A 23,847-nucleotide genomic window follows, 5' to 3' on the forward strand; every position below is an offset into this window, starting at 1 on the left:
TATTCTACATCTTGTTAAATAATTTACCTTTAAATGCAAGGAGCACTCGTTTTTTCCTTATTGGAATGGTAAGTATTAAATTATTGTTGCTTGGTTACTTTTTTCGTTAAACTGCCCGTTAATAAATTCACAAAAAGGGCGCTTCTCCGTCTTTTGGAAAAGCACCAATTAGGCTTCTTCACGTATTTTTTGCTTCCATAATTCGATGAGGGTGCGTATAAATGTTTAATCGATTTCCACGTGCAAAACCAATGGTTGTAATACCTAAATCATCTGCTAGTTGTAATGCGAGATCAGTCGGTGCTGATTTAGAAATAAGGATTCCCACTCCCATTTTAGAAACCTTCAGTAATACTTCTGAAGAAATTCTACCACTAAAAACAACTAATTTATCACCAAGCCTAATTTTATTTTGGATAACATGCCCATATAGCTTATCTAACGCATTATGTCTACCAATATCAGAACGGATGGTAATAATTTCATCCTGTGTTGCTAGTGCAGCATTGTGCACTCCGCCCGTTTTAATAAATTGTTTGGATTTTGTTTGAAGTGCATTCATTAATTGGAAACAATGTCTCACTGAGATTATTAGTTGACTCATAATGGTCTTTGCTGTCCTAATATCGTTTTTAAAATAAAATTGTCGACTTTTTCCACAACAAGAACCGATGAACCGTTTGGAGTGATCCAATTGTAAACCGTCTAAATTCTTTATTAATTGAATGTAGGAAAATCCAAGTTTCTCATCAATGGAGATTGATTTTATTTCATCATAGAAACGGATAACCCCTTCTGCCGCAAGAAATCCAACGATGAGATCCTGTAGATCCGTTGGCGTACATACAATAGTCGCAAACTCCTCCCCATTGAGCATAATGGTAAAAGGCTTTTCGATTGCAACCTCTTCTTGCTGGGTGGACTTTGAATCTCCATTAAATCGTATGACCTCCCACCCATTCTCCTTCTTATTATTCATTTTATTTCACCTAACCTAATCCATCTCAAGCTCCTCTACTCTCTTTTCTGCATATTTCGTATCTTTATGTGCAAAATATGTTTCCGCCTTCTCCAAGATAACAGCCGTATTGTATTCCGGTATCCCTGCATATTTTTCGTAGACACCTTTAGGTATCAGTGCATTTCCTTCTGGCCAGTGTACTTCAACATTTCCTGTTTTAATTTCTACAAATTTTGCACGGCCATGAAATGTACCATATTGATTAAAAGCGACAACAGGATCGCCTTCTTTTATACCTAATGCTGCTGCATCTTTTTCATTTAGAAGGAGATCATAGCGGTCTGCATCGTTAAATGGGTCCGTTTCATGATAAATCATAGAATTAAATTGTTTTCCACGTCTTGATGTCACATAAAAGTGTCCTTCTGGCTTACGAAGTTCAGGTATCTCAACGGTAATGAGATTTCCCTTTTTATCTGGTGTTGGACATATTTCACCTTCACATAACCATAAACCACCCCATTGAAAGACATCTCCTCTGCTTTGCATATGCTGAATTCCATCATAATTTGGTGCTGCCTTTGCTATTTCCTCTCGAATCTCAAATGGGTCCTTAAAGTCAATCAAATGTTTTTTATCTGGTTTTACCCTTTTGGCAAGGTCAACGTAAATCTCCCACTCTGCTCTTGCTTCTTCCATACGTGGTCCCTTTATTTCCGGAGAAAAATATACCATCCTTTCTGTAGAAGTAGATGTACCTCCGCCCGGTTGCTCATATCGCGTCATTGCCGGCAATACAATAACTGCTTCCTTTGCATCTACAAGTGTCGACGTATTAAAAATAATATCCTGATGAACACGAATATCTATATTTTCTAAACATTGCTTCACAAAATCAGGATTGGGCATGGTTTCCAGCAAATTACCACCAGATAAATAGTAGAGCTCAAGTTTTCGTTCATGATCGTCTGGAAGAAGGGCATTCTCTAAAGAAACACCAACAATATCGCCTTGCCATTTTGGAATTTCAAACCCCCAAATCGTCTCTACACGGCTTCGATTTGCATCATCTATGCCACCACCAGGGAGGACAAATGGATCTGCCCCCATTTCCCCTGAACCTTGAACGCCAGAGTGTCCACGGATTGGCATTAAACCACAATGCTCTCTTCCTAAGAAACCTCTTAACAAGGCGAGATTGGCTACTTGTGATATATTATCCGTACCAAATCGATGTTGTGTTAATCCCATCGACCAAACAAATACCGCGGATTTTGATTTAGCTAGAAGTTCAGCTAATTCCATCATTCGTTCTTTCGTTAATCCGGATGATTTTTCTAGCTGATCCCATTCATAAGCCATTACTTTTTCTTTCAAACTCTCCAGTCCATTCACATGCTTGGAGACAAATTCATGATCGATTGCAGAGCCATGAACACTTTCCTCCATCGTAAACCAATGCTTCATGATTCCATGCATGAAAGCAATATCTCCACCAATATTTACTTGATAAACATCATCCGCTATTTTCGTTCCAAATAAAGCAGATTCCGCAATCGATGGAACCCAGTAATTGTCCATGGCAGGCTCATGATATGGATTGATGATAATAATTTTCGTACCTTTACGCTTTGCCGCATACATATATTTCGTTGAGACTGGTTGATTATTTGCAGCAACAGAACCCCAAAAGACGAGGACATCTGTACCAATCCAATCTTTATAACTACAAGTGGATGCACCAACACCAATCGAACGAGATAATGCTGTTTTCGATGGGGAATGACAAATACGTGATGCGTTATCCACATTGTTCGTACCAAGAAATCTGGAAACCTTCCCTAGTGTATAATATACTTCATTCGTAATTCCTCTTGACGTTGTATAAAAAGCGAATTTCTTCGGATCTAGCATTTTCATTTTATCCGAAATTTTATCCAACGCATCATCCCAGCTGATTCGACTAAATTTCTTTTCCCCTGGTTTGCGAATAAGTGGATACGGAATTCTCCCCAATTGACGTAATTCCGTACTACTCATTTTGCGTAAATCAGCAACATCCGCATGTACGTATTTTTCCTCCATTGCAGGCATTGTATTTAATCGTAGGACATTTAAGCGGGTGGTACATAAGTGTGGTCCTGTTAACGTTTGATCCTTGAGTCCTGATACTCCAAGGGCACATCCATCACAAACTCCTTGTGTAAGGATTCTCGTTGCAAACCTTAGATTATCTTTATTTTCCCAAACTACTTTCATGGTATCCCGAATATGATGTGGCTTCACCTTCCCAAGACCGAATGGAACTTTACTAACCCAAAGTGATGGATCAGGTTTCCTTGGTAGTTTAACTGGACCAGTGTGTTTTGTTTCCCCCACGTCAATCCCTCCATATTTAATAAAATAGCATTTACTAAATCAACATTCTTTTCTGTTAAAGTCTATACAAATGTCAAGAAGAATTCCTTCTTTATTCTTTTTTTCAAGAAGTATTCTCCTAATCAAGTAAAGATAGTTTCATAAAGTGGTTATTAAATTTAGCTACTAGATATATATATTGATGGTGGGAACAAAATATCTTAAAAACTGTTATTATTTATAACATTTCATGGAACAGATAGGTTTAAACAAAAATTGAACTTAAACGTTTTTAATAACAGTTTATTTAAGGGGGTTTTTTAGTGAGTAACAAAGCAGTTGTGTATGTTAAACCAGGTGAAGTTGAGGTAAGGGATATTGGTTATCCGGATTTAGTACTTCGAGATGGTCCAGGAGTCAATCCACTTAATGTCGGAAGAAAGTGTCATCATGGTGTCATATTAAAGGTGATTTCAACGAACATATGTGGCAGTGATCAACACATGGTTAGAGGACGTACCACAGCGCCAAGTGGATTAGTGTTGGGTCACGAAATTACAGGACAGGTCGTTGAAGTTGGTAGAGATGTTGAATTTATTGAAAAAGGAGATATCGTATCCGTTCCCTTCAACATCGCATGTGGTCGTTGTGTCAATTGTAGGAAACAAGATACACATATTTGTACAAACGTTAATCCCGATCGCCCTGGTTCAGCATATGGATATGTAGATATGGGTGGTTGGGTCGGCGGACAGTCTGAATATGTCATGGTACCATACGCAGACTTCCAATTATTAAAATTCCCTGACAAAGATCAAGCATTGGAAAAATCCTTGATTTAACCATGCTTTCGGATATCTTTCCCACTGGATACCATGGTGCAGTCAGTGCGGGAGTGAAGACTGGGTCAACGGTATATGTTGCTGGAGCCGGTCCAGTCGGTTTAGCTGCTGCACATTCCGCACAACTATTAGGAGCATCGGCTGTTATTGTTGGTGATTTAAATGAGGAACGCCTCGCTCAAGCAAGAAGTTTTGGCTGCGAAACAGTGAATTTACGTGAACATGATAATCTGGGAGAACAAATTGAACAAATATTAGGTACCCCAGAGGTAGATTGTGCAATAGATGCTGTTGGGTTTGAAGCAAGTGGACATGGCAGAAATGCTGGAGAGGCTCCTGCTACAGTATTAAATTCCATTATGGACATAACGAGAGCTGGTGGACGATTAGGAATTCCAGGTTTATACGTAACAGGAGATCCAGGTGCAGTGGACGCAGATGCAAAAGAAGGCACACTTAAAATCCGCTTCGGTCTAGGATTTGCAAAAGCACATACATTTGTAACCGGGCAAACACCGGTAATGAAATATAATCACGATCTAATGAAAGCCATTTTAAGTGGTAGAGCACAAATTGCGAAAGCTGTTAACGCAACGGTTATCTCCATAGACGACGCCCCGAATGGCTATAAACAATTCGATGGTGGCGTATCAAGAAAATTCGTTATTGATCCACATAACCTGATTAAATAAAAGAATTGTATCGCATTCAATCAAGAAGTTTAAAAATCGTTATCTTGTAAAACAGTAGTTCGTTAATCGTATGTAATCATTCGAGACTCGTATACGAGAATCCGTTATTCATATATAATAATCCGATAATTTAGGATCAGGAATCCGTTAATTATACTGACTTTAGATGGGAGGAATTTAATCATGGGTAAATTAAATTTAGAAGTAGCAAAAAAGCTAATTGAAGGTGCGGAGCAGGAAGCAAAAAGACTCGGCATACAAATGGTCATTTCTGTTTTGGATGAAGGTGGAAATTTAATTGCTGTCCATCGCATGGATGATGCTTGGCTTGCAAGTGTTGAAATCGCCCAAAATAAAGCTTGGACCTCTGTTGCACTGAAAATGCCAACAGCTAACTTAGCTGAAGCGACTGTTCCGAATGCAGAACTTTATGGACTAAATACAACAAATAATGGAAGAATTGTACTATTTGGCGGCGGAATCCCACTTACTCAGGATGAAAAAGTTGTCGGGGCTGTAGGTGTTAGTGGAAGTAGTGTAGAACATGATATTCAAGTAGCACAAGCGGCGGTTAATGTTTTTGAAAGTTTGAAGGTTAGTGTAGGTCGATAGTCAAAGGTAAACTAACTTTTTCTTTTAGAATCCTTTGTCCGATCCATATTCATTAAAATGAACAAATCCGAGAAAATCCGTATCACGATAAAAGTGATACGGATTTTCTCGGGAAATCGTTATTTAATACGACGCAAAAGTTTATTTATTTTTGTAAGGAAAAGTAGCTTCAGTAACGACATCCCATTCATGAATCTCGTAATCTCTTGCACCTGTCATAATGTACGGATCATTTTTAGCAATTTCTTCTACCTCAGTTTTAGAATCTGCTAAATAGATTATTAGTCCTCCCCAGCCATCTGTAAAACGGCCATTAGCAAATATTCTACCTTCTTCCCTCTTCTTATCTAAGTACGCTAAATGATCTTCCCTATATAAGTTACTTTTTTCCTCATCCTTCATTGGTAAAAACATGGCAAAATGTTTCAATTTTATTCCTCCTCGAAAATAATTGTCATCTATGTAGCTTATTTTATCTTACTATTTAGTATCTTACTTTGTCACGCTTGTCTATCGGTAAAATACGAGAATGTTATCCCCCTTTTCCAGATTGAACAGCTTGGCAAGCAGTACGAAACCTTTATTCAAGGAAGACTTAACTTGCTCATCCTTCCACCATCAACTGTATAAACCTGCCCTGTGATAAATCCAGCTTCATCTGCTGCAAGAAAAGCCACGAGCGCTGCCACTTCCTCAGGGGAACCCGTGCGGCCCACAGGATGGATACGCCCGATATTGCGACGGAACTCCTCTGAGTCAGGTGTGTTTTCGATGAAATCGAGGTTTAACTCGGTGTCAATCCAACCGGGTGCTACCGCATTGCAGCGGATGCCCTCATGACCGTGATCCACCGCCACTGAACGGGTAAGCCCATGAAGCCCAGCCTTGGTGGCACAGTATGCTGCGTGCCTAGGATTAGCCCCAAGCCCCTCAACAGAACCAGTATTGACAATGTTACCCCGCGTCTTTCGCAGGTAAGGCAGCGCCGCACGGATTAGCAGAAAGGGAGTCGTCAGGTTCACACTAAGGTTGCGTTGCCAATCCTCAAGGCTCATATCTTCAATCGCAGCTTCCTGCATCATGCCCGCGTTGTTGATCAACACGTCAAGCCGCCCTGTGCGAGCAATGACCTCTTCAACAATCCGCTCCGGTGTATGCGGATTGGAGAAATCTGCCGCAATCCAGTCAAATTCCTCGTCCTTGCCACGCTGTGCTGTGATCACGGTAGCTCCTTCGTCGTGCAACCGCCGAGCAATGGCACTGCCAATCCCTGAACGCCCGCCTGTCACAAGTGCCACTTTGTTTTCGAAACGCTTCATTTGTTTTGTCATTACTATATACCTCCTTATTCAATAATCATTCTTGTTTAATTGTATCAGACTACATTATAAATTATCAGACTTTATTTAAAATCATCCCTTCCAGTTGTCTTTTTAAAAATCGAGGAAACTATAAGATTTCTACAGTACGTTTGGTATAAGGAATGGCCTTCATCCTACATATCTAGTGCAACGGTTAAAGACTAATAGAAAGGGGTCAAAATGGACTCTTTTTTCGAGTCTAGTTCAAATATCTTATAGCTAGAGCTGTTTTTCTAACTGGAAAGGGTGATAGTATGGCAATGCAAAGTCGTGACATACAAATGATGGGAACCGTTATCCATTTAGCTATTCAACATGAATATGCAGAATTCGTTTTGGATAAAATTATTCTACGATTGAAAGAGTATGAGAAACGTTTTAGCGCGAATGACCCTACTTCAGAACTAGTGGAAGTTAACCAAAATGCAGGAATTCAACCTGTGAAAATAAATCCAGGTTTATACGAATTAATTAAAATAGGTAAAAAACATAGCACGGCTGAAGATAGTTCATTAAATATTGCCATCGGTCCCCTTGTTCAAGCTTGGCGTATTGGATTTGAAGATGCAAAGGTTCCATCACATCAAGATATTCAATCTTTACTTAGCAAAACAAATGCAAAGGACATTATTCTGGATGATGAAAATCTAACCGTTTTTTTAAAACACACCGGAATGTTTATCGACTTAGGTGCCTTAGCAAAAGGATTTATCGCGGATCTCATTATTCAAGATTTGGAAGCGATGAATGCTACATCCGCTTTAATTAATTTAGGTGGAAATGTCATGACATATGGAATTTCTCCTAATCAGAAGGATGGTTACTGGCGAATTGGAATTCAACACCCCTTCCTACCGCGCGGAAATTATATCGCCGTTTTAAAAGCTTTCAATCAATCTGTTGTTACATCTGGCGTTTACGAAAGAACATTTACAATGAATAACAAAACATACCATCATATTTTGGACTCTACTACTGGATATCCGATTCAAACGAAAATTGCTGGTTTAACTATTGTATCCAATAAATCAGTCGATGGAGAAATATGGACGAGTCGCTTATTTAGGCAGTCCCCTAGCCAAATCATTCATACGTTAAATCAAATACAAGATGTAGCAGGTATTGTCGTTACGAAGGATGGTGAGCTTTATTATTCGGAATCGCTTAGGCCGTATTTAATAGAAACTTATATTTGACTAAAAATTCGAACACTTATCCTCTTCTCTAATATATTATGCATACCCTGTTACAAGAAAAAACCCCTTACCAATGGATAAGGGGAATGTTTGTTTAAATTATGTTGCCGTGTTTCGGTTTTACTTGTGCTATTTGTTTTGGTCACAATTTAATCAATCTGTTTTGCTGATCTTCCATATATCCAATTCCTTCTTAAGTAACTTCATTAACTCAATTGCCGAATTTCTATCTAATTGGATAGATTGACTAATCTTCCCTTGTGTTTTGCCATCAGAAGAACTATACGTGTCGATTTGAAAATACTTATTACCATTTTCATCTATAAAACTAGTATAAGTTGCATCTACTTCCGTATGCACATTGTTTCTGTTTTTTTCTTTTCTTTTTAGATTCTCTGTATTAATTAGTGCCATATTCTCTCTCCTATGCTTTTTATAATAACAATAGATGTATAAAATTCCATCTTATTTTTTCTGATAGAAAGCTTGTTTGCATAATTTTATGTCTCTTTTCACCTGCTTAGTTGCAAGAAGTAGGTCCATTTTAACTTTTTTAAGTATTATAGAAGCTGGATTTATATCCCTATTTGAAATGTTTCTCTCTACCTTTGAAAAATTCACATTTCTATTATAACATCTTGAAAAATCAATAGAAGTAATAACTCTATATTAATTACTAGGGTTATTACTTCTATCATTTTAAAGTTTGAAGTTAGGTATGAAATGGTTCACCGTACCATATTAGAGGGCGCAGCTTTATTAGGATAATAAATGATCAAAAAGGAACAGCACAAGTGGCTGTTCCTTTGATGTGTAACACCTTAAATCTTAATATCAATGTTCGCATTTTTCTTTAACTCATCAACTTGCTGAGCGATTTTTTCCTGTTGCTTTTGCTGCTTGAGAGATTGTTCGATTTGCGGTTTTACTTCTTCAAGCTTTGGAACTTCTTGTCCAGTGCTCTTTCCTTGTTCCGATAATTGTTTGTACGTTTTTTCAATTTCCTTATCGGTTATTTGGCTAGTCGGTACTTCTTTCTCGACGTACTGTTCAAGTTTTATATTGTCAGCTATTTGAGTTTCAAATGTTTTCATATCCATGCCGGACTCTTTAAGAACGTCCTTGAATTCTTTTTCTGTTTCAAACTGTTTTTTCATTTCGTCCAGCTGTTTTTTAATATCTGCTTCTGAAGCTTTATAGCCTTTTTTATCTGCATCTTGTAGAAGAAGAGTTTGTCCGACTAAGCTATCAATTGTTTGGTCTTTTACTTGCTCTAATGCTTCTTTAGAAGTCGGATCTTGTCCCATTTGCAACATTTGTTGTTGTATAGAGGCTAAGGTGCTATTATAGTCACTTCCTAGAATTTCATTATCATTCACGATGGCAACAGTTTTCTTTTCATCTACATGCTGTGCATCTAATTTCTTTTGCATCTCTTCCATTTGCTTTTCCTGTTCCTTCTGCTGTTCCTCTGTTTTGGCTTTATTATCATTCTTATCCTCTTTGCCTTCTTCGTTGCCTCCGCATGCTACTAAAGCAACAGCCATTAGACCAGTTAGTAATGTTAACATTATTTTTTTCATCATCGATCTCCTTCCTTAAGCTAGAAGCATAATTATTTTAAAAAAACATCTGGTACGAATTATATAGTAAATCTTACGAAAATGAAACCTTATGTGGGTTTTCTTAAGATTTGTAACAGAATTGAGACGTTTTATCATACAAAAAGACCATTATCTTTAGATTCTTTTATTCCCTAAATTTTTAATAGATCAATGGATCCATATCTATGAACGACTATTGTTATACCAAGGGTGTGTTCTAACTTAAAAAGGATTTTTCTTAGACGTAAGGAAGAATCTTTTTAGCCAAAATGTTGTGTTGCTAGAAAAGTTTATAACATCATTAGAAATATTTTTGTAATGTTCCATTCAGTCCATTTTGATATTTATACTGAAAAAATACAAGTACCATTTTTGTACTTGTATTTTAACGTTAAAATCTATTATTCAGTAAAAGATTTGGCACCAAGATAATGATTTTGCCAATAATCGATGCTGATATCTGCTACACTTACACCGTCATCTCCAGCGTGAATCATTTGATTATTACCAATGTAGACTCCGCTATGAGACGCTCCTTCTGTATCATAAGTACCTTCAAAAAATACAACATCCCCGATACTAGGATGATCTACATAGTTACCATCGTTCTCCCACATTTCACGATGAGTGCGTGAAATATCATCAATGCCTACTTGATTAAACACATAATTAATAAAACCACTACTATCCATTCCTTCCGTAGTTGTTCCTCCCCATACATAAGGCGTACCTATAACACTTTTCGCTACAGCAACAATATCAGATTTTATATTAGAAACATCCCCAGAGCTAGACTCCGTAACCGTTAAATTATTTTCAGAAGAGTCAATTTCCGTTATCGTTAAGTTATCTTCGGAAGATTCCATTTCTGGTAACGCCATCGTTTCTAAAGTATTTGGACCTACTATACCATCCACTTGTAAATGATGATCTGCTTGATAATCTCTTACTGCTTGTCCCGTTATAGAACCAAAAATACCGTCAATCGTATATGTATAGTAACCTTGTTCTTGAAGTTCTTTCTGTATATCCTCTACTACTGCACCTACATCACCGTGCTGAATTAATGTCCCCTCACTTGATGATGCTACCTCTTGCTCCTGTATATTAGAAAGGTTGCTCTCGCTAATAGTAATATCTCCCTCCGAAGCGCCTGCTCCAGCATTGGCAAACACCTTTCCGCTAAGAACTGGAGTAAAAACCAAAGAACTTACAAATGCTATAGAAAGTACATATTTCCCTACTGTTTGATTGGACTGTGCCATCATTATTCCTCCTTTTTTTACTAGTTAAAGGCGAAAGATTTATTCGCCATATTTTTGACTATCTGTAAATTAACATATGAAAATCTCAATTCGATAACATAGAGTTTAAGAAGGAATAACAAATTATTAAATAAAATGAAACTTTATAAGAATTCCACAAAATCGCTAGATGCCTGGAACGACGCGGTTATTCCTAGCAACGGTTGGACTATTTTATACTCTTACATAAGCATTTTGATTACTAGATTTCATTTAGTGAACGAAATAGACTTTGAGATGATAAGGAGGATACGCTTCGTTTACAAATTAATGACAACTGCTAAAAAAATGTAATCTTATGATACGGTTATAGAGTGGGAGTTATCAACTGTGATTTAGACAGCCATAAACGACAGATATATCAACTCAATGATGATTAAATAACGTATCTTGAGGAGGAATACAATGAATGAACAAGATCGGCAAAAAATGAAAGATGCAAATAAAAGAGCTTCTGAGATGAATCTTTCCCTTTTGGGGGAATTGGAAAATTTGTTGAATGAAAACAAAAAACTAGAGGAGGAAAATAAAAAATGGCGGGAATACTATGAATCTGGTTCAAATCTATATAAAAGAAGCCAAGGTAATCAGGGTCGCGGAACACTGAACACATAGTTTATCACACTGTTTCCAATCCAAGAGCCTTATAATGAAAAACGGACAAATAAAATATATGGATCGTAGCATGTTTGGAAGAATTTTCTTTCAAGGCATGCTATTTTGTTCACCATGATTTTTATAGTTATTTAAACACCTTTAAAGTCCCCTTCATCTAGGTATAATGTTTCTAAGACCGAATCTGTTATAAAAATATACACTGTAAAATCCCCCAACTTTTATAGTTGGGGGTTGTTGAACTTGTCCTAGTAAAACTACGTTATCTATTATCCATTTCTAAAATCATGATACCAATATTGATTTACTCTCCTTGAATAGCTTCAAGAGGGACTCTTACTTGGTAAGCTTTTGCCCTTTCAACAGCTAGTTCTGCATGGATATTCCCCCAAGTGTCATTAAGAGTAGGCTGTGAAGTTTCCTTTAATATAGCTTTCACATCATTTGGACTAAGATTTGGATTTGCTTCTAACATGAGAGCAATGACGCCTGCACAAATTGGCGTTGCCATGGATGTACCAGATAATTGTATATAATTCTCATCTATTATCATTTCTGGTAATTGTGACTCTGTTACAGAATTCGGAGCTAGAGGTGCAATGATATTCGTACCTGGTGCATAAATATCTGGTTTTACAAAATAATCTATGGACGGTCCCCTGCTTGAGTAATCTGCTATCACATCATCCGCACGCTCTAGGGTATTTTGGTCATCCGTAGATCCAACTGTAATGATAAATGGATTGATAGCTGGAGTACTAATGGTGTATGGATAAGGGCCACTATTTCCAGCTGCAGCACAAACCACGATCCCTTCTTTCCATGCTTCTTGGGCAGCCAATGAAAGTGGATCATTTCTAAAAGAATCATATGCTGGTGCCCCTAATGATAGGGAAATAATATGAATTTGGTGTTCATCTCTATGATTGATACACCACTCAATGCCCTCGATAATAGAAGATAATCTACCACTACCATTTTTATCTAATACCTTAACCCCAATAATAGAGGCCTCTGGTGCTGGGCTGATATATTTCCCATTAGATAAGAACCCATTACCAGCTGCATCACCAGCACAATGAGTTCCATGTCCATTATCATCATAAGGTTCTTCATTTCCATTTATAAAATCCTTAAAGGCAATAATTCTGTTAGATGGGTTGGTAAAGTCTTCATGCGGATAAATTCCTGTATCAATTATTGCAATCGTTACTCCTTTTCCAGTGAAATGAAGTTGATTTTGAACATTTACGGCTCCAATTTGTTTGCTTGCAATATCTAAAAAAGCAGTTACTTCTCGGTCATAGAAAATACGATCTACGGCATCATGATCTTTAATTTGTTTTATCATTCCAGGGGTTAATTTTCCTTTTATACCATGAATAATGGGGAGTTCTCGTTCAAGTTTATTGTGGGAATCTACGTTGCAAGTATTATAGAGGTCGTCTTTTAATCCTTTTTCACAACTATTTTTCAAATAAACAATGACAGGGATTTCGTTATCTGTCTCATTCGGATCAACTCTTCGATTAATTCTTAACTGCTCAACCAATCCTAAGTCTAAACTTCTACCCGCAGCTTCATACCAAACTCTTTTTCGTCTTGTCAAATTGTTCTCCTCCTTTAATGAATAAAATACTTATTCCAAGAGAGTCAACAACTACTAAATAATGGAAGGTAATTAGACTTTACCTTCTAATCCCATTATATCAAGGACAATCTATTAAAACTATAAGACAATTTAACTATATTCTTAATATACTTAAAATTCAATATAGTATAATAGATATAAATATGATAGTAACATAAATGTTCTTCCTTTAAATAACTGTCACATGTTAGGTAGTAGCTTTAAAAGTTTTTCATAAAAAACATCTTGTACCCTCCCCTTTATTAAAGCGGTTCCAAAATCTATAATAAAAAAGGCTTATTGTATTGAAAAAGATAATTAACTATGATAAAATTTTAGGACAGGTATATAATAATTACAAAATTCAGAAGGTTCCATCAACTGAAGTTTCAGCATTACAATTTAATAGAGGGGAGGTATCATTGTGAAATTAAGTGATGTAATCGCCTTATTAGCCCTCTTATGTACTTTTGGAACATTCTTAATGGCCATTTTAAACTTCGTACTTAATCTGTTGTAATAGACCTCTATATCTCATTCATTTTTGAAACATTATTAGATTCCCTCTCTTTTTATATTGTTAAGATATTTGTTTTTTGGTCTTCCACTAAAAAATAAATAAAAGGGGGTGATTTTCTTTTCAAACTCGAAAAAGTCTGTATCTTAGAAATTCCTCAGATAAATCTCATCGATGTAATGGAGGAAAATTCATTCGTCTCTTCTTCATTTACCCTTAACGTTTTATACTTCCATTTAACCTAATAGGTCCATTACCTGTTCATGTTAATATCCATGTTCTAATAAAACACGAATCTATTTTATCGTATCAAGTGAAGATCCATGGACTAGATAAGCCTTCTCCCCTCCGATTTTTTTATGCAAATAATAATAGTTGTTAATTAACAAATGATCCATACCTAACCTTCACACGCCACTCCTATATTGCAACCACTCATAAGGCAACAACTCTTGATACTTCCTCTGCAAAAACCGGTCATAAAACCCATTTACAAATGGACAATCTATACTCGTACAAATGGTTTTTTCCTGAAAACAAATTTTATCTTTGGCGGTAATGGTCAGAACCTTTGAGATTCTTACTACATTTATCATCCTATCACCTAAAATTATTCATTAACATTAGTTTATCAGATATTGGATTGGTTTGGACAAATGAAAAGGGGCAGTCCCTCACTTTGGTAAAATGTAGTGAATGGGGGGACTGATCCTGAAATCTGTAGCTTAAAGTCTATAATCAACTTTTGCGCTTTCCCCCTCGGGCGTGTAATACTTTTATCCGACGGGGCAGGCATTTGAATTAATTATGATTAAAATGGATTTGTAGCCAATATGCTAGCTGATTTTATGTAGACTCGTTGGTTTAATTTCAATTGGGAAACGATCAGTTCAGCAATATCTTCTGGCTGCATATATTTTTCGTCGTTTTCAGGAATTAGTTTTAATTCAATTGCCATGTCCGTTGCGACTGTACTCGGAGTTAAAGCCGTTACCCGGATATTATTTCTGCGAACCTCTTGTGCTAATGACTCAGTTAATCCAATGACACCGAATTTTGAAGCACTATACGCACTTGATGTTGCCGCCCCATTCAAGCCGTTGGTGGAGGAAATATTGATTACGTCTCCACTATTTTTTTCAATGAATTGAGGAAGAACGGACCGTGTAACATAATAGGTACCCATTAAATTCACGTCTATGATCCTTTTCCATTCTTCTGGATCCATGTCTAAAAGGGATGCAAACTTACTCGTTCCCGCACTATTAATCAGAATATCGGCTTTGCCTAATTGATTTGTTATCTTCTCAATAGCCTGTTGAACTTGCTCAAAGTTTGAAACATCCACTGCTGTATAAGCAACTTTTACTCCTAGTTCATCCACAACACTTGCTACTTGCTTTAAATTTGATTCAGTTGTTCCAAGTAAACCAAGGTTAACCCCTTCATTCGCAAGTGCGATCGCAGTCGCTTTTCCAATCCCTCTTCCTGCACCTGTTATGAATGCTACCTTCCCTGTTAAAGATTGTACCAAAACAATCAACTCCTTTTTGTATATATAAATTTACCAATCCACTCTATTATATAAGTCTAAATTATATTTCTCCAATATCATTCCTTTATGTAGTCAAAATTTGGTACCTGCTCCCAGTATGTTAAAGTTTTAGCTCACTGTGGGAAATTGGGGTCAGTGAGCTATCCCTATATGAGTATTAACTCCCGCATTGCTAACGCGTTATCTAGAATTAACATATAATCTTAGTTTCCGAAACGAACAAGTTTTTTAAATAGATAAACTGCTAATCCTAAAAATAGAATAGATAATGTCAACGTACTAACAGACACCAGTACGGTAGAACTCCCCCATTCTCCTTCTATTAAAAACTTCGAGGCCTCTGTGCTCAAGTTGCCCGGGTTCCACTCCATATATTTTGGAAACAAGGTAGTTAACAAACTAAGCATCTCTAAAAACAAAATACTCATTCCAGCGATACCGCCACTATTCCGTAACACCGTTCCAAATAATAGAGTAACCGCAGTAAGTAGAACAATCCAAAGACTATAAACTCCTAAGCTTGCAAGCATCAAGGTCCATGGAACATAATTAAATAGGATCGTTGTATAATACCAAGTGAAGAGATAACCAGCCACTAAAGCCACTATTAAAATAAATAGCTGTGCTACGTATTTGCTAGCTATATACTGGAATGCACTTACAGGTCGCACTACTACAAAAACGAGTAATATGTCCCCAACTTTTCTATTTACTAATTCAAAAATAAATATATGCTAACGTATAAATTATGTACTGTAACATCCATTATATTTTTTCATTTATGGATTCCAATGCGTAAAGGACGCTAACAACGAAAAACAAATTGAAAATCAGCAGGAATATGCCTTCGAAATGCCGAATACATACTATAATTATCGCAGACGAACAAATTCTAATTGGATAAAACGATCATGAAGGAATTCATGCCAATTTAGCGGTTATATATAGAAGGGAGTAAAACGAAAATGACGACTACGCTTAGAATACATGACGAGGTACAGAAAGACTTCTCACAACATTTGCTGATGAAAGATATTGCCGGACTTATCAATGTTAGACGATCGACCCTAGCAAATTGGGCGATTGAGTTTAGCATGTTCATCCCTATCGTTAAGCAAGGGCGAAAGGAATACTTTCGCCCCGAAGCCGTCGAGGTTCTGCGGCACATACGTGGCCTAAAAGAAGAAGGCTACAACAAGTTGCAAATATTGGAGTCACTTACCAAAGAATTCCCCATCGATATCGATAAGGTCGGGGAACGAGTGGCAAGGGCTTACAACACCAAAGGAAACAGCAAGCGTAAGGAAGGGAAAGACATCGTATATCTCGCAATACAATCACTCGATGAGGTTAATGAAAGGCTCGATAGATTAACACAACAGGTCGGGGACGCAAACCCAGAGAATAAGCGATTAAGGGAGTTATTACAGTCGCAAGGGCAAACCATCGACCACCAAGGAGAACAAATCCAAGAGTCTGGAAAAACATACGAGGAACAAGCCGCAAAACTAGACAAGTACCATAAACAGACTGACGATAACCTCGAACGAATCGTCACCCAGAGCGAGACCCTCACACAGCAACACCGGGGCGGATTCGTCAATCAACGACAGTCGGTAGAGCAAAGAGATCGAGATTTACTTAAACAGTTACGGAAAACGATCGAAGAAAAAGAGAAATTGATAAAGAGACGTGGCTTTTTTGCTAGACTCCTTAACAGATGAGATGATACGAATTTGCTAAGATGTTTAGATAAAGGAAATATGCTGCCTAATAAGCCATCTATAGACGTTCTTTTATTTTCTTATACAGGGATCTTGAGAAAAAGGGTCAGATCCCTGCCATGCTTGTACTTTAACGCAGTGAGGGACTGACCCTTTTAATGATAAAATTGATTATAACCTAACTTCATTATCTTTTTTTATATAGAACGTCCTTAGGATTTATAACAATTAATATCATTTTACTAACTGATGATTGGGATGTATGTAATTCTTCTGCTGCTCGCTATATATGCTCTAAACGTGCAACAGCTTTGAAATATTCTAATTGTAATAAGTCTATACATGGAATTGCTCACCCTCTAAGCGCACATTGCGGATTACCTCATGAAATAGCGAATGCAACAACACTTCCATATGTAATGGAATTTAATGGAGAAGTTCCTGAAGTTCAAACGAAATTCAAAGATATTGCTAGAATAATGGGATTTGATGTTTAATTTTTTAATTTCACATCCCAACCCTATAATGCAACCACTCATAAGGCAACAACTTCTGATACTTCCTCTGTAAAAACCGGTCATCAACCAATGCGATCACGCCAGTATCGGAATCCGAACGAATGAGTCGTCCGCCAGCTTGCAGTACTTTATTCATTCCAGGGTAAACATAAGCATAGTCAAAGCCATTCTTTCCAACGGATTGGAAATAGTCCTTCATAATATTTCTTTCAAAACCAATCTGTGGCATTCCGACCCCAACTACGATAACACCTTGTAATCGGTCATCTTTTAAGTCCACACCCTCAGAAAAAATCCCACCGAGTACAGCAAAGCCTATCAACCTTTCCGCACGCCCCGAATTAAACTCTGCCAGAAAATCTTCCCTTTCTACCTCCGACATTCCCACATCTTGAATAATCGTAGAGACCTCTGGATAGTTATCGGTAAATTGCTCATATGCATTTCTCATATATGGATAGGACGGGAAGAAGATTAAGAAATTTCCTTCCTGCTTATCTAACAACTCTTTGAAAAAGTGTATCATCGGTTCCATTGTCTTTTCTCTATCCCGATATCTCGTTGATAATGGTTGAATGATAACCTCTGTGTTTTCCCTCGCAAAAGGAGATGGAATGGAGATAACATAATCATCAGATTGACCACCAAGTAGATCTTTATAATAATCTGCAGGTGATAACGTTGCGGAAAAGAACACCCTTGCTTTAAATCCTTTTCCCATTTTCAAAATTTGCTCTGAAGGATCTAGACAAAATAACTTCAGTTTCACTTCACTCTTTTGAACGTCAACATAAGTAACAAATTGGTTATTGTAAACTTCCGCTATTTTCACAAAGGTTTGAGCGGCGAAGTATGTATCTAGCAACAATTCATGATCCATCTTTATTAACTCAACTTCCGCCTCCATGATAAATGTTTTTAGTAACTCTACCAACTCCTTATCTAAGTCTTTCCGTAAATACTCCTCAGACTTCTTCACCTGTAATAAGTGGTCATTGATAGCTTTAGCCGTCGCAGCAAGGGAGGTCTTTTTAAATTCTCGTTTCAGCTGCAAAAAGTTGGATTTATGAATTTCGGCAGAATACATTTCCCTCGCACGATCAACTAGGTTATGCGCCTCATCTACTAGTATGGCCGTTTTCTTTTTCTGTTCTTCCATTAATCGCTTCAACGATACCCTCGGGTCAAAAATATAATTATAATCACAAATGACTGCATCAACTGCATAAGCCAATTCAATCGAAAATTCAAAAGGACAAACCCGATGCTTTCTAGCGTATAGTTCAATGATGCCACGATTCATCATCTTTTCATTTTCCAAAATATCAATAACCGCTTCATTTATTCGGTCATAAAACCCATTTGCAAATGGGCAATCTAAACTCGTACAAATGGTTTCTTCCTGAAAACAAATTTTATCTTTGGCGGTAATGGTCAGAACCTTTATATCTAAACCATGATCAATCAATAGTCGAAATGCTTCTTCTGCGGCTGTTCTTGTGATCGTTTTTGCAGTTAAATAAAATATCTTCTCTAGTTTTCCTTCTCCAATTGCTTTGACAGCAGGAAAAATAGTAGAAATTGTTTTACCAATCCCAGTGGAAGCACTCGCGAATAACGTTTTTTTATCTACAATGGTTTTATATACTGCACCAGCAAGCTTTCGTTGACCTTCCCGGTAAGTTTCAAACGGGAATTCCAGTGCTTTACTTGACTTATTTCTCGCTATTTTATGTTTTATTTTCACTTTTAAAAAATCCGCATATTTCCGGGTAACTTCATAAACGAAGGATTCCATTTCTTGATACGTCATAACACGCCGAAATTGCTTTTGTTCAAGCGATTTTGCTTGTACATAAGTAAGCTGAATCGTCACCTTTGATAAATCATGGTTTCCGGCATAAATATACCCATAAAAAATAGCCTGGGCCCAATGCACTGGATGTGTATTTTCCTGAATCTCATCCAAGGCATGCACAGTGGACTTTATTTCATCAATTGTTATAGAATCTCCATCTTTAAGCAATCCATCACATCGTCCATCCACCCGAACAACGAAGTCTTCAACAGGAATTTCTGTTTCTATAAAAACTTCCTTCTCATCTTGTGCACGATAGCCTTTTTGGATGAATTGATGGATTCTTGTTCCTTCTGTCATCGTTGTTGCAGTACGGAATCCAGACTCAATGCTCCCGCTTCGATACACGTATTCTACTAAATTTCTTACTGAGATTCTTACTACATTTGTCATCCTATCACCTAAAATTATTCATTAACATTAGTTTATCAGATATTGGATTGGTTTGGACAGATTAAACGGATCATAAAATAGAATCAGCCTCCACAGCTTGTAGGGAAAATATCGTTAAATATGATAAAATTAAATCTAGTATTTCAAAACTGGACGGTGCTATCATTGGAAAAAGTGAAAATGAAAGAGATGGATTTGTATGAACCAATTAACAAGTATTTTAAGCGAAAAGGATACGAAGTGTACGGGGAAGTTAAAGATTGTGATATGGCGGTCATTAAAGACGACCTACTCATCCTTGTGGAATTAAAACTAAACTTAAGCGTAGACCTGCTTATTCAAGCAACGAAACGACAACGGGTGTCTGAGCATGTATATGTGGCTATACCGAAACCAAAAAAACACAACCCTCGTTCCAAAAAATGGCGAGACACGTGTCACCTCATACGAAGATTAGAGTTAGGGTTAATTCTCGTTTCATTTACGGAAAAGCAAAAACGAGTGGAAATCATCATAGAGCCAACACCTTTTCACCGTCCGATTAGCATGGGGAAAACCAAATACCTTAGACAAGCAATCATAAAAGAAATAAATGGTCGAAGTGCGGATTATAATATTGGTGGTTCTAGCAGAAAACAGATTATGACTGCTTACCGGGAAAACTGCATCCAAATCGCTAGTTACCTGGAAGAATACGGGGAACTATCCCCTAAGCAGTTATCGCAAATGGGAACAGGCAAGAAAACACAATCGATACTAAGTAAAAACTATTATGGTTGGTTTGTTCGAGTTAAACGGGGAATTTATGTACTGAGTGAAAAGGGAAAAAAGGAATTAAAGCAATACCCTAAGCTGGTGGAGTATTACCGTAAATAGCTGACAGATTGATCGCTTCGATACAATACTAGTGAAATGAGGGACTAAACCTACATACCTTGATAGACTGGCTCATTAAAAAGGGATAAAGTTGCTTTGAAATAAAGTTTAATCAAAAATACCTCACAAGCCCTTATATTACCGTAAAACAGGAAGAATCCATTTGGAAAAAAGATGGATCAAAATGGATTCTTTCTTTGTAAAATATTGTTCAATTTTTTAAAAAAAGTTTGATCATTTTCCACTTTTGATATTTAAGAATCCCGCCGGTTGCGGTATAGTCAACTTTCATTTTATCGCCTTATATTCTTCCGGCACTTTCCCACCATTTACCCATTTTTCAATAATTTGATTAAATATATCTGGTTTTGACAATGGCAGACCATGACCGATTCCGGAAATAATCACACCTGTGCAATTTTTATTACAATTAACGATTTCAGAAGCTGACTTTTTCATAATAGATTTTTCCTTTTCTCCCACAGTCACTAGTATTTTTACCTTCGCTTCGCTAAACCCAACAGGTATTTCAAATGACATATTTTCTTTTAATATCCTAACAAGGGTATTTCGTTCCATCTTGCAACTTTCGTTATAGTATCTTTCAAAGTATTCCTCACCGATAAAGAGTGTTTTCGCTTGAAGTTTTGAAAAGGTCCTATTTTTAATCAATGGGTATGTTAAACGAATTAAAGGGCTAATTACTTTTTCCCCGAGTCTACTTGGCTTCACTAGGGCACTATTTATGATTGCATAATTAATTAAATCCGATCTATAACTTAACATTTGAACAAGAACTTGCGCCCCTAGAGAAAAACCGATAACCGTAACACTTTTCCCGTTTGCTATTTCATTAATCAATTCAAGGATCCTATATGCACTGTGTTCAATTGAGAACTCACCCTTTTGCGCATTTTGTCCCTGTTCAGGTAAATCAACAGTCACGCAATGATAATTAGTTAGGTATTGAACCTGTTTATCCCATATCCAGCTACTTACTCCTCCACCATGTAAAAATACAATAAGTAAAGCTTCTTTATCACCATATTCCTGATAATGCAAATCCAATCCGTTCACCTCTTTTTATCAATGACGTACATTCACACCGATCGCGTAATTATATAAATCAATGCTGGATAAAAATTATATCCCTGACGTTTGATATCCTCTCTAAACAAACTAATATCAATATCTCTCGTAATACTAAAAGAGGTTTGTTGATTAAAATATTCTTTACGCTCCCATTGAGTTTTCTCCCTAAATACGTTATTTATTTCGAGGGGTTATGTATTATTATGTTTAGGAGCTGGCATTTTCGACATTTCTGACAGTAAATGTTTTCGAGTTGTATGATATGACAACTATATCGCCTTTTTCAATATTTTAACACAAAGTTAATACCATAATATGGTCAGTTTGTTGATTAAAAACTTACATGTTAACTAGTCTTCCGAATCGTACTCATAAAACGGATTTATAAACATTGGAATAGATACAATTGCATTATTGTATCCGGACACATCTACTAATGTAAATTGTGTCAGCTTTTTATTATCGATTTAAATCCCCTCCTGATACTCCATAAAATGACCGTTTATGCGGTATGGACGCAATTGCTTATTAAGTAATACTCCTTTTTGTCGTAGTAGTGTAATTTGTAGTCGAGTATTCCCAAATTATATTTTAACTTTGGATTGTAAAATTTAATTTCTGTTTAAATGATAAATTAGTTGAACAACGCCGGAGGAAAAAATTCTTGTATTCATCAAATTTAAATTCAATCTTTGTTTTATATCAATAAATAGCGGTCTTCCTTCTCCTAATACCACAGGGTGAACAGATAATCTGAACTCATCAACGAGCCCTAAATCGATAAAAGTCGTGATGAGGCTTGAACCACCGTATAACCATATATCTTTACCGGGATTATTCTTTAATTTATTTACTTCTTCGAGAATATTTTCATTTACAAATATTGCTTTATTGTCTGACCCTTTTTGCGTTCTGGAAAACACATATTTTGCCTTGCTGTGAACCAATTCCCACATTTCCTTTTCGTCATCAGGAGCCCCGGTTGTTGGAGTATATTGCCCCCATAAATCGTAACTTTTTCTTCCGTACAAAATTGTATCGATTTGATTTAGAAAATTAGTAAACCCCATTTCGGGATCCATTATACACCAATCAACTTCACCATTTTTTCCTTCAATAAATCCGTCTAGAGTAACCGCTAAATCTAAAATTATTTTTCTTGATCCTACTTCATTGGACATTATTTTTCCTCCTTTAATCGTTCAAGAATATGGCCCGTTAATGGAACAATACTTACTTTTATTGTAACCATAACCCCCCCTATGGACAAAGCAGAATCCAAAGGGGTAAAATTTCGCATCTTTATTTATAGGAATATCTTTTCATCATTTAAATAAATAACTATTATTAATCCACCTAAAACCTACATACCTAACACTGGAATTCTCAAAAGGATAAAGAAAGCCGTTGAACTAAAGAATATGAAGTTCATCGGCTTTAATTATAGTTAGGTGCAAACGGCTTACCGGTTTATATTTTCGATGGTTGTTTTTGGTATTAATTTCTCCAATTTATCATATGAATTATAAAACTCGGTATCTTCTATCGTAAAAGCAACATGAGTATATGACTGGTTTATTTCATTACGGGGAATATCTTTCTCTAAATTAAGCGCCAACCACATTCCATTCAAATCAAAATAGGCAGTACTTCTCCCCTTAACCAGCAATTTTGCACCAAAGACATCTTGGTAAAATTTTATGGATTGTTCTAAATCGGAAACAGAAAACAATAAATGATTTAGTCCCTTTACAAACAACTGCATCACCCCAAAACATTTATTAAACTATATGGCTCGATTTCTCAGGAAGGACGCAATGTTTATTCTGTTATTGCGCCGGATTGTTAAGTAGTTGCCACTAAAAATTCCTCTCCATTTGGTAAATGAAGACCATCGGTGCGATTGGTGAAGTAGCGCTCATTAAGATCAGTTGAAGATACATATCGGACTTCTTGTAAACCGGCCTTGCGAGCCATCTCTATAATTTCTGGTGGCGTGAAGAAGCTGATAAAAGGCGTTCCACTTGCTTGTGCACCTTCCTTCGCCGTATCAACTTCAGAATGATATTGTATCTATAAAGTAGACAATTTTAGAAAGTGTCCTATTCATTTGATAATCTTATATATAGAATTAGATAG

20 protein-coding genes and 2 pseudogenes are annotated in these 23,847 nt (G+C 36.7%); 7 read left to right on the forward strand and 15 right to left on the reverse strand.

Annotated features, from left to right (window positions below):
- Positions 1–178: 178 nt before the first annotated feature.
- Together fdhD and ACFQ18_RS13795 are read right to left on the reverse strand one after the other, a co-directional pair.
- On the reverse strand, positions 179–979 hold the full coding sequence (fdhD, locus tag ACFQ18_RS13790; RefSeq protein ID WP_060668860.1) for a formate dehydrogenase accessory sulfurtransferase FdhD: 801 nt from the start codon (positions 977–979) through the stop codon (positions 179–181).
- Between the two features lie 15 nt (positions 980–994).
- Positions 995–3,340, reverse strand: coding sequence for an FdhF/YdeP family oxidoreductase (locus ACFQ18_RS13795; protein ID WP_204798617.1), 2,346 nt, complete (start codon positions 3,338–3,340; stop codon positions 995–997).
- Positions 3,341–3,642: 302 nt separating this feature from the next.
- Between ACFQ18_RS13795 and fdhA the strand changes: the two are divergent.
- Positions 3,643–4,853: pseudogene (fdhA, locus tag ACFQ18_RS13800) on the forward strand (formaldehyde dehydrogenase, glutathione-independent).
- A 183-nt stretch (positions 4,854–5,036) separates the two neighbouring features.
- Positions 5,037–5,465, forward strand: a complete 429-nt coding sequence (locus ACFQ18_RS13805) for a GlcG/HbpS family heme-binding protein (RefSeq protein ID WP_204798618.1) — start codon at positions 5,037–5,039, stop codon at positions 5,463–5,465.
- 141 nt (positions 5,466–5,606) lie between these two features.
- On the opposite strand, the gene ACFQ18_RS13810 is transcribed toward ACFQ18_RS13805, so the two are convergent.
- The gene (locus ACFQ18_RS13810; protein WP_204798619.1) at positions 5,607–5,894 is read right to left on the reverse strand and encodes a YciI family protein; all 288 of its coding nucleotides are present in this window, start codon (positions 5,892–5,894) and stop codon (positions 5,607–5,609) included.
- Between the two features lie 155 nt (positions 5,895–6,049).
- Positions 6,050–6,796 (reverse strand): SDR family NAD(P)-dependent oxidoreductase, encoded by a 747-nt coding sequence (locus ACFQ18_RS13815; RefSeq protein WP_379566577.1) that lies wholly within the window; start codon positions 6,794–6,796, stop codon positions 6,050–6,052.
- A 284-nt stretch (positions 6,797–7,080) separates the two neighbouring features.
- Between ACFQ18_RS13815 and ACFQ18_RS13820 the strand changes: the two genes are divergently transcribed.
- Positions 7,081–8,022: an FAD:protein FMN transferase gene (locus ACFQ18_RS13820; protein WP_204798620.1), complete on the forward strand. Its 942-nt coding sequence runs from the start codon at positions 7,081–7,083 to the stop codon at positions 8,020–8,022.
- A gap of 153 nt (positions 8,023–8,175) precedes the next feature.
- Here ACFQ18_RS13820 and ACFQ18_RS13825 read toward each other — a convergent pair whose 3' ends face one another.
- The 3 genes from ACFQ18_RS13825 to ACFQ18_RS13835 form a co-directional block, all read right to left on the reverse strand.
- Entirely contained in the window at positions 8,176–8,436 is a 261-nt protein-coding gene (locus ACFQ18_RS13825; protein WP_047185102.1) for a hypothetical protein, read from the reverse strand.
- Positions 8,437–8,843: 407 nt separating this feature from the next.
- Positions 8,844–9,605 (reverse strand): SurA N-terminal domain-containing protein, encoded by a 762-nt coding sequence (locus ACFQ18_RS13830; RefSeq protein WP_145523644.1) that lies wholly within the window; start codon positions 9,603–9,605, stop codon positions 8,844–8,846.
- 422 nt (positions 9,606–10,027) lie between these two features.
- Entirely contained in the window at positions 10,028–10,891 is an 864-nt protein-coding gene (locus tag ACFQ18_RS13835; protein ID WP_060668866.1) for a C40 family peptidase, read from the reverse strand.
- 444 nt (positions 10,892–11,335) lie between these two features.
- Here ACFQ18_RS13835 and ACFQ18_RS13840 point away from each other — a divergent pair, with 444 nt between their 5' ends.
- Entirely contained in the window at positions 11,336–11,545 is a 210-nt protein-coding gene (locus ACFQ18_RS13840; protein WP_060668867.1) for a hypothetical protein, read from the forward strand.
- A 304-nt stretch (positions 11,546–11,849) separates the two neighbouring features.
- Here ACFQ18_RS13840 and ACFQ18_RS13845 read toward each other — a convergent pair whose 3' ends face one another.
- The 3 genes from ACFQ18_RS13845 to ACFQ18_RS13855 all read right to left on the reverse strand — a co-directional run bounded on the left by ACFQ18_RS13845 (position 11,850) and on the right by ACFQ18_RS13855 (position 15,843).
- Positions 11,850–13,154 carry a S8 family peptidase gene (locus ACFQ18_RS13845; RefSeq protein WP_047185106.1) on the reverse strand — a complete coding sequence of 435 codons (1,305 nt, stop codon included), beginning with the start codon at positions 13,152–13,154 and terminating at the stop codon, positions 11,850–11,852.
- 1,349 nt (positions 13,155–14,503) lie between these two features.
- Positions 14,504–15,226: a 3-ketoacyl-ACP reductase gene (locus tag ACFQ18_RS13850; RefSeq protein WP_204798621.1), complete on the reverse strand. Its 723-nt coding sequence runs from the start codon at positions 15,224–15,226 to the stop codon at positions 14,504–14,506.
- 224 nt (positions 15,227–15,450) lie between these two features.
- Entirely contained in the window at positions 15,451–15,843 is a 393-nt protein-coding gene (locus ACFQ18_RS13855; protein ID WP_204798622.1) for a hypothetical protein, read from the reverse strand.
- Positions 15,844–16,212: 369 nt separating this feature from the next.
- Between ACFQ18_RS13855 and ACFQ18_RS13860 the strand changes: the two genes are divergently transcribed.
- Both ACFQ18_RS13860 and ACFQ18_RS13865 read left to right on the forward strand, forming a co-directional pair.
- On the forward strand, positions 16,213–16,971 hold the full coding sequence (locus tag ACFQ18_RS13860) for a MerR family transcriptional regulator (RefSeq protein WP_204798623.1): 759 nt from the start codon (positions 16,213–16,215) through the stop codon (positions 16,969–16,971).
- 311 nt (positions 16,972–17,282) lie between these two features.
- A complete protein-coding gene (locus ACFQ18_RS13865) occupies positions 17,283–17,468 on the forward strand; it encodes an iron-containing alcohol dehydrogenase (RefSeq protein WP_379566582.1) in 186 nt (61 codons plus the stop codon).
- A gap of 10 nt (positions 17,469–17,478) precedes the next feature.
- Here ACFQ18_RS13865 and ACFQ18_RS13870 read toward each other — a convergent pair whose 3' ends face one another.
- A complete protein-coding gene (locus ACFQ18_RS13870) occupies positions 17,479–19,740 on the reverse strand; it encodes an ATP-dependent DNA helicase (protein ID WP_204798624.1) in 2,262 nt (753 codons plus the stop codon).
- A gap of 174 nt (positions 19,741–19,914) precedes the next feature.
- On the opposite strand from ACFQ18_RS13870, the gene ACFQ18_RS13875 reads away from it, so the two are divergent.
- Positions 19,915–20,616, forward strand: coding sequence for a DUF2161 domain-containing phosphodiesterase (locus ACFQ18_RS13875; RefSeq protein ID WP_379566586.1), 702 nt, complete (start codon positions 19,915–19,917; stop codon positions 20,614–20,616).
- 288 nt (positions 20,617–20,904) lie between these two features.
- Here ACFQ18_RS13875 and ACFQ18_RS13880 read toward each other — a convergent pair whose 3' ends face one another.
- From ACFQ18_RS13880 to ACFQ18_RS13895, 4 genes and pseudogenes are all read right to left on the reverse strand, one after another.
- Positions 20,905–21,684 carry an alpha/beta fold hydrolase gene (locus tag ACFQ18_RS13880; protein ID WP_204798625.1) on the reverse strand — a complete coding sequence of 260 codons (780 nt, stop codon included), beginning with the start codon at positions 21,682–21,684 and terminating at the stop codon, positions 20,905–20,907.
- A 32-nt stretch (positions 21,685–21,716) separates the two neighbouring features.
- Positions 21,717–21,890: a CatA-like O-acetyltransferase gene (locus ACFQ18_RS13885; RefSeq protein WP_204798632.1), complete on the reverse strand. Its 174-nt coding sequence runs from the start codon at positions 21,888–21,890 to the stop codon at positions 21,717–21,719.
- Positions 21,891–22,319: 429 nt separating this feature from the next.
- A complete protein-coding gene (locus ACFQ18_RS13890) occupies positions 22,320–22,889 on the reverse strand; it encodes a dihydrofolate reductase family protein (RefSeq protein ID WP_204798626.1) in 570 nt (189 codons plus the stop codon).
- A 317-nt stretch (positions 22,890–23,206) separates the two neighbouring features.
- Positions 23,207–23,473 (reverse strand): annotated as a pseudogene (locus tag ACFQ18_RS13895) (VOC family protein); the annotation flags it as partial.
- Between the last annotated feature and the right edge of the window lie 374 nt (positions 23,474–23,847).

The organism is Oceanobacillus caeni (genome assembly GCF_042678465.1).
Classification (GTDB): Bacteria; Bacillota; Bacilli; order Bacillales; family Amphibacillaceae; genus Oceanobacillus; species Oceanobacillus caeni.

What these genes read in the sequence shown, in the direction of transcription:
- fdhD (WP_060668860.1), bottom strand. Translation starts at nt 979, where the DNA reads ATGAATAATAAGAAGGAGAATGGGTGGGAGGTCATACGATTTAATGGA.
- ACFQ18_RS13805 (WP_204798618.1), top strand. Translation starts at nt 5,037, where the DNA reads ATGGGTAAATTAAATTTAGAAGTAGCAAAAAAGCTAATTGAAGGTGCG.
- ACFQ18_RS13815 (WP_379566577.1), bottom strand. Translation starts at nt 6,796, where the DNA reads ATGACAAAACAAATGAAGCGTTTCGAAAACAAAGTGGCACTTGTGACA.
- ACFQ18_RS13820 (WP_204798620.1), top strand. Translation starts at nt 7,081, where the DNA reads ATGGCAATGCAAAGTCGTGACATACAAATGATGGGAACCGTTATCCAT.
- ACFQ18_RS13825 (WP_047185102.1), bottom strand. Translation starts at nt 8,436, where the DNA reads ATGGCACTAATTAATACAGAGAATCTAAAAAGAAAAGAAAAAAACAGA.
- ACFQ18_RS13830 (WP_145523644.1), bottom strand. Translation starts at nt 9,605, where the DNA reads ATGAAAAAAATAATGTTAACATTACTAACTGGTCTAATGGCTGTTGCT.
- ACFQ18_RS13835 (WP_060668866.1), bottom strand. Translation starts at nt 10,891, where the DNA reads ATGGCACAGTCCAATCAAACAGTAGGGAAATATGTACTTTCTATAGCA.
- ACFQ18_RS13840 (WP_060668867.1), top strand. Translation starts at nt 11,336, where the DNA reads ATGAATGAACAAGATCGGCAAAAAATGAAAGATGCAAATAAAAGAGCT.
- ACFQ18_RS13860 (WP_204798623.1), top strand. Translation starts at nt 16,213, where the DNA reads ATGACGACTACGCTTAGAATACATGACGAGGTACAGAAAGACTTCTCA.
- ACFQ18_RS13870 (WP_204798624.1), bottom strand. Translation starts at nt 19,740, where the DNA reads ATGACAAATGTAGTAAGAATCTCAGTAAGAAATTTAGTAGAATACGTG.
- ACFQ18_RS13890 (WP_204798626.1), bottom strand. Translation starts at nt 22,889, where the DNA reads ATGTCCAATGAAGTAGGATCAAGAAAAATAATTTTAGATTTAGCGGTT.